The sequence below is a fragment of the Endozoicomonas sp. genome (assembly GCF_031844845.1).
Lineage (GTDB): Bacteria > Pseudomonadota > Gammaproteobacteria > Pseudomonadales > Endozoicomonadaceae > Endozoicomonas.
Window position 1 is genome coordinate 1 of the sequence record NZ_JAVRMB020000009.1, and the last position, 5099, is coordinate 5099.

7 protein-coding genes are annotated in these 5099 nt (G+C 42.4%); 3 read left to right on the forward strand and 4 right to left on the reverse strand.

The features are described from left to right. Positions 1-607 precede the first annotated feature (607 nt). Together RM811_RS00500 and RM811_RS00505 are read left to right on the forward strand one after the other, a co-directional pair. Entirely contained in the window at positions 608-859 is a 252-nt protein-coding gene (locus RM811_RS00500) for a nucleotidyltransferase family protein (RefSeq protein WP_402519643.1), read from the forward strand. 79 nt (positions 860-938) lie between these two features. Then, positions 939-1346, forward strand: coding sequence for a hypothetical protein (locus RM811_RS00505; protein WP_402519645.1), 408 nt, complete (start codon positions 939-941; stop codon positions 1344-1346). A 235-nt stretch (positions 1347-1581) separates the two neighbouring features. Here the strand turns inward: RM811_RS00505 and RM811_RS00510 are convergent, their stop codons facing one another. The 4 genes from RM811_RS00510 to RM811_RS00525 all read right to left on the reverse strand — a co-directional run bounded on the left by RM811_RS00510 (position 1582) and on the right by RM811_RS00525 (position 4112). Then, positions 1582-1725 (reverse strand): transposase, encoded by a 144-nt coding sequence (locus tag RM811_RS00510; RefSeq protein ID WP_402519648.1) that lies wholly within the window; start codon positions 1723-1725, stop codon positions 1582-1584. A 96-nt stretch (positions 1726-1821) separates the two neighbouring features. Continuing rightward, positions 1822-2994 (reverse strand): hypothetical protein, encoded by a 1173-nt coding sequence (locus tag RM811_RS00515; protein WP_402519651.1) that lies wholly within the window; start codon positions 2992-2994, stop codon positions 1822-1824. Positions 2995-3178: 184 nt separating this feature from the next. Beyond that, positions 3179-3862, reverse strand: a complete 684-nt coding sequence (locus RM811_RS00520) for an ISAzo13 family transposase (protein WP_402519654.1) — start codon at positions 3860-3862, stop codon at positions 3179-3181. Positions 3863-3929: 67 nt separating this feature from the next. Continuing rightward, entirely contained in the window at positions 3930-4112 is a 183-nt protein-coding gene (locus RM811_RS00525; RefSeq protein ID WP_402519657.1) for a hypothetical protein, read from the reverse strand. A gap of 573 nt (positions 4113-4685) precedes the next feature. Here RM811_RS00525 and RM811_RS00530 point away from each other — a divergent pair. Beyond that, the gene (locus RM811_RS00530) at positions 4686-5000 is read left to right on the forward strand and encodes a hypothetical protein (RefSeq protein ID WP_402519660.1); all 315 of its coding nucleotides are present in this window, start codon (positions 4686-4688) and stop codon (positions 4998-5000) included. Positions 5001-5099: the final 99 nt, after the last annotated feature.

The following is a 5099-nucleotide window of genomic DNA, read 5'->3' on the forward strand; positions in this document are numbered from 1 at the left end:
CTGTACACAATCCATCCGGCAGGGAAAGCCAGCCATCAAGCTACACCTCCCTGTGAATGGATCCTGTACAATCCCTGTACAGGATGACAGTGGGTGGGGAGTATCACTGTCATTGTGCACATGAACGGTACACAATCCACCCGGCGGGGAAAGCCTGCCATCAAGCTACACTTCCCTGTGGATGGATCCTGTACAGGGTGACAGTAGGAGATGGGGGGCGGCAAGTTTTAAATTCTGGTTCCTCGGGGGCAATGACCATTGAACTCTCATTTCTACCGGCTGACACATTCTTTGATGCAAATACGGCCCAATTGGTTTCTATTTACCCACTTAAAACTCAAAAGAACCAAAATTCTTCCATCACAAATTCTAAATGGAACAATGTTACCGTTCCTGAGTGAGTGATGGATTGGGATGTTATTTAATTACAATTCCTTAATCAGATTATCAGCTGTCGCTGACAGAATTTCCCCAAAGGTCTGATAAATGACAATGGTTATGTAAAATGAAGGACCTGACCCCGGTCTCTTTCTTCCGGTACAATAAAGTCCCTGATTTAAAAAAAGTCTGAACAACATTGAGACTCACCACTGAAGAGCAAAACGCCATGCGAAAGGTGATATATCAGGCTGATCCTGAGGCGCAAATATGGTTATTTGGTTCCAGAGCAAATGACGAGGCAAAAGGAGGAGATATTGACCTGCTCATTCTCTCAAAAACACTGAGTTTAAAAAACAGGGCAGGTATCCGGCTGGCGCTCTACGACCTTATAGGAGAGCAGAAAATTGACCTGGTGATTGCAGCAGATAATACTGACCCATTCACCCGTATTGCGCGGGCAGAAGGAGTCCAGCTATGAGCCGTCAGTCTGATAAAGAGAATCAGCCAGGAAAAAAAATAAAGACCGACACCTGTTATTGGAACAGCAGTTACAGAGCATGGCGCAGACGGAAGCCCTATTAAAGTGGTCCCAGGATCGTTGTCAGACAGTACAACTGGCCGGTGACCAGGTGCCGGAACAGGAAGATCTGGAAAAATTCGAATCACTTACCGCTCGCTTTGCCCGTTTTAACGACATTCTGCTACAGAAAATATTTCGGCTAATAGACACTATTGACCTGGATGATACCGGCACCGTCAGAGACAGAATCCACCGGGCAGAAAAAAAAGGCTTGATTGAAGATGCTCAACGGTTTATCGAGATCCGCGAGCTGCGTAACAGCATCGCCCACGAATACCAGCCTGAAGCCCTGAGTATTATTTTTCCTGAAACGTTACAGGCTACACCTGTGCTACTGGATATCGCTGAGCGGGTACGTAAATACTGCCTGCGATATACACCCTGATATCTCCAGGCACAGGGAACGGGTCAAAACTACGGGCGATGTACGATGATTATGTTAAATGGAGGACTTGCCCCCAGCTTTGTCTCTGGATGGAACTGGAAAAGTAGACCGATTATTCAGTTAGCACAATGAAAGACCTGACCCCGGTTTTCCTGGTAATACCAGCTCCTCTCGGTTGTAAGTCTGACGAAGTAAATTGATGATTTCATACCGGCACATAGGCATGAGCGCTTTTTTACAGAAATACAGAGTCTTCCAGACTTTTGGCTAAACCACCTGTGGTCACGGACAGATGAACATGAGTATTCCACTTAAGGTCCCGTCCAAAGGTATGAAGGGCGGTAAATATTCCTGATCGTATTCCTTTTTTACCCGCCACTTTCAGAATGATTTTTGCAGCCAGACCACTAAGGTCTGCCGCCCTTTAAATTCGGCGTTTTGAAATTGCAAGCACTAAAAACTGCAGAATCGAGTATCACCTACTTATTGCCTTAAAAACTATGTTATAACCCGCATAAGCACAGGCAGTTCCTAAGGGATTCTGAATGACAGATGCCAGCAAAAAACCCTTAGGAAGGGAGGTTTTAATGAAATATTTCAATTTACTGTTTTGCAGTTTTGGATCAATATAACGACAATACAGACAGCTGATACCGCCCAAAGTAGAACTGACAAGTGGCTGGCCGACAAGGTAACCATACAAAACCTTGCTTATAAGACCCCTTGCATCCTTGTGCGGATCTATCCCAAGCCTGGATAAAGCGCCGTCGCATACACCAGCTGCAGCACCGTTCATAACTCCATTCATAACTCCATTTAAATAGTCTTTCTGCGTCGTTTCATCAGGGCACGATTCATTTCTTTCTTCAACTGTTTTATCTGGCAAAGAATAGATAGTTGGATCATTCAATTGCAATAATCCACGCTCACTCTGTTTGACGAAAATTTTCATCTCAGATTCAGCATGTTGCTGCGCAGGGCAAAATTCATTATTGTAAGCCAGTTCAGTATGTTGCTGCATAGGGCAAGTTCCATTGCGATAAGGCGGTTTTATTGCCAACAATATATTAGCAGTTACCTTCTTACTACAGGCATCCAACAACCAGGTTAATGGAATAGCACCACCGGTGTATAAATCTTTCAATTTCAAAAATGATTCAGCCCTTTCAATACTAGTTGCGATCATTTTAAACTCACGCTTCATATTATCAAATAAAGCCAACTCTCGGCATTTGAAAAATAGATCTCCTCTTCCCAAAGCCTGATCGACTGAATCGCAAAAATCAGCCATAGCTAATTTATCTGTTACGAAAAAATATGGTAATCCTTTAAATGAGACGTCATACTGATCAACATGCCAATTAAGCCATCTTTGATCAATACTTTCTACGATACGTATATCAAATTCAGCAAGCAACCTATCTGTTTTTCCTAAGATAAGTCCTTCACTCAGGGCGGAAGCTTCAGGGTGACTATGGGGCAATTTATCAACGTCCCCCTGAAGCTTTCGCTCTGGTCCTTCACCTAACACTTTTTTTACGTTCATCCAAGCAAAAGAAGAACTTAGTTGTTCACTGCTTGTTTTTGTTACATCAGCTGTAGTGGTTGTAGTTACAGCAGCTGTAGTGGTTGTAGTTACAGAACTCATAGAGTCATACCGTTAAGTAGGTGATAGTTTGTAATCGAATATTTGGATCATAAGATCTGGATCATAAGATCGGATCATAAGATCGGATCATAAGATCAATAAATAGTTCAATCCCCCTGTAGCCAAGGCTTCAGCTAGATGTAAACTCAAGATTTATCCGGTAAAAATACTCAAAAGCAAACTTTCACCTACTTATAACCTTCCCATTACCCTGGCTGGGAAAGTCGTGATCATTGACAATCGTTGGTTCAATAGCATCCGTTACCCCTTCGCGATAGAAATTACCCAATGTCTCCTTCTTCTTGGTGTCCATGCTAAGTACTGGCTTGCCTGCATCCAAATACTCCTGCTTCAATCTGTTAAGGTTTTTGAATTGGGCGTCGCGATCTTTATGTTCCTCCATCGTTCTCTTTTTCTGAGGCTTACGACGACGGAATCCTTGTTCATAAAGCACCTTGGCTACAACATTCTTACTTGCCGGAGTTTCTGTCTTCTCAAGTTGCCGGGAAATATTTCGACGGGAAAGATTTGTCCATCGGACTTCCTGCCGCATTGGATCGCCTGCGGTGTGGTCGTGTAGAATACGGAGCACGTTATCAACCAATTCTGGGCATACCACCGTTAGACTTCTTCTTCCCCCCCCTTTCTTACGAATCCGATTCGTAGTGAGCTTCTCTTCTGAATTAAGTTCAGTTATTCCGTGAGCGATAGTTTCCCGATGACAACCCAGTAATCGTGACATGTACTGAATGCCACCATGGCCCAGCTTCATTGCTTCAAGAGCAGCGTACCTTCGGCGATCTCTCTCATTGAGTGAGCGGAAAAAACTTAACATTCGAGCTTCAAGCGCTTCTGAATAATTTCCCATAACCACCCGCACAGTAAAAACCTCAAGAAGACATTTGTGGCTCTTTACTATAGGCGGAATGTGGGAATTATTTCAGGACAATTCCTAAGGCGAAGTCCTGTAGCTCTTTCTGTAGCTGGCCGTGGTGATCTTCTAAAAGCTGGCGCATCTGTAAGAAGGCGTCCACCAGTGCTAACTGACCTTTTTTTGATTTGATGCCACCAATAAACGGCATTGCAAATAAAATCCCTCTTTCTGTGAGTTCATACATTTTTGTTTCTTTCCCTGAATATCGGTATAAGAGGTCAGCAAGATTTCTTGCTCACCTATATAACCTTCAGCTAACAAGCCTCTCAGACTTGCCAGAATGTTTCTGTGTGGTCGATCAAACAAATTAGCCAACACCCTCGAGTTCGTTTTCAACGCACCCTTTTCTATAAAGACAATGCCCATATCCCTATACCTCAAAATAAAGCTGATACTGATACCTTTCTCAAAGCAGGAAATTCTGCTTTGAGTGGTTTATAAGCTGGCTATCGGCTAAGTTACCGTTGGTGGTTGGTCTGAATTTTATTCCTATGCCCACAAGTAATAAATCCTAAATTTTTATATCCTTTATTGTCTTTGCGCCGAACAGCACGGCATTGAGGCATGTATTAAAAAACGTGTTTAATATCGCATTTGACTGATATGCCATAATTGGCAGCTGATAATAACCACATAGTAGTTTTATTTTCTTGCTAGATACCATTAGGGATAAAAAGGCTCCCAACCATTAACGGTAACTTAGCCGATTTCTGCTGTTTAGCTTGGTTGTCTGGAATTAAGATGGTGTTCTATTTATGTGTCAGATAAATTAGGAGGTTTAGGTTTGGATGAAGTGAAATTATGTGATAATGAAATATTAATAAAGCCAACTGAAGTAAAAAATATCGCTAGTGGTAAAGTCGCTATCATTGCTTCAGGTCCATCTATTTCAAATATAAACTTTGAAAGGTTGTCAGGTTTAAATTTTTTTGCTGTGAATGGTTCAACACTTGCCTTACCAAGCGGAAGTAAGGATTATAGCTACTATTATGCAATAGATGATCATTTCGTGCTTGAAGAAAGGCCTGAACTGGTAGCTGTCTCTTATACACATCTAAAAAAAATCTTCTAAACATAAACCATCCCCTTCTTCTTTCTTTTTCCTCTCTCTAAGGTTTTTAACGTGAGGGCTGTCTCTTATACACATCTGACGCTGCCGACGAAAGATACA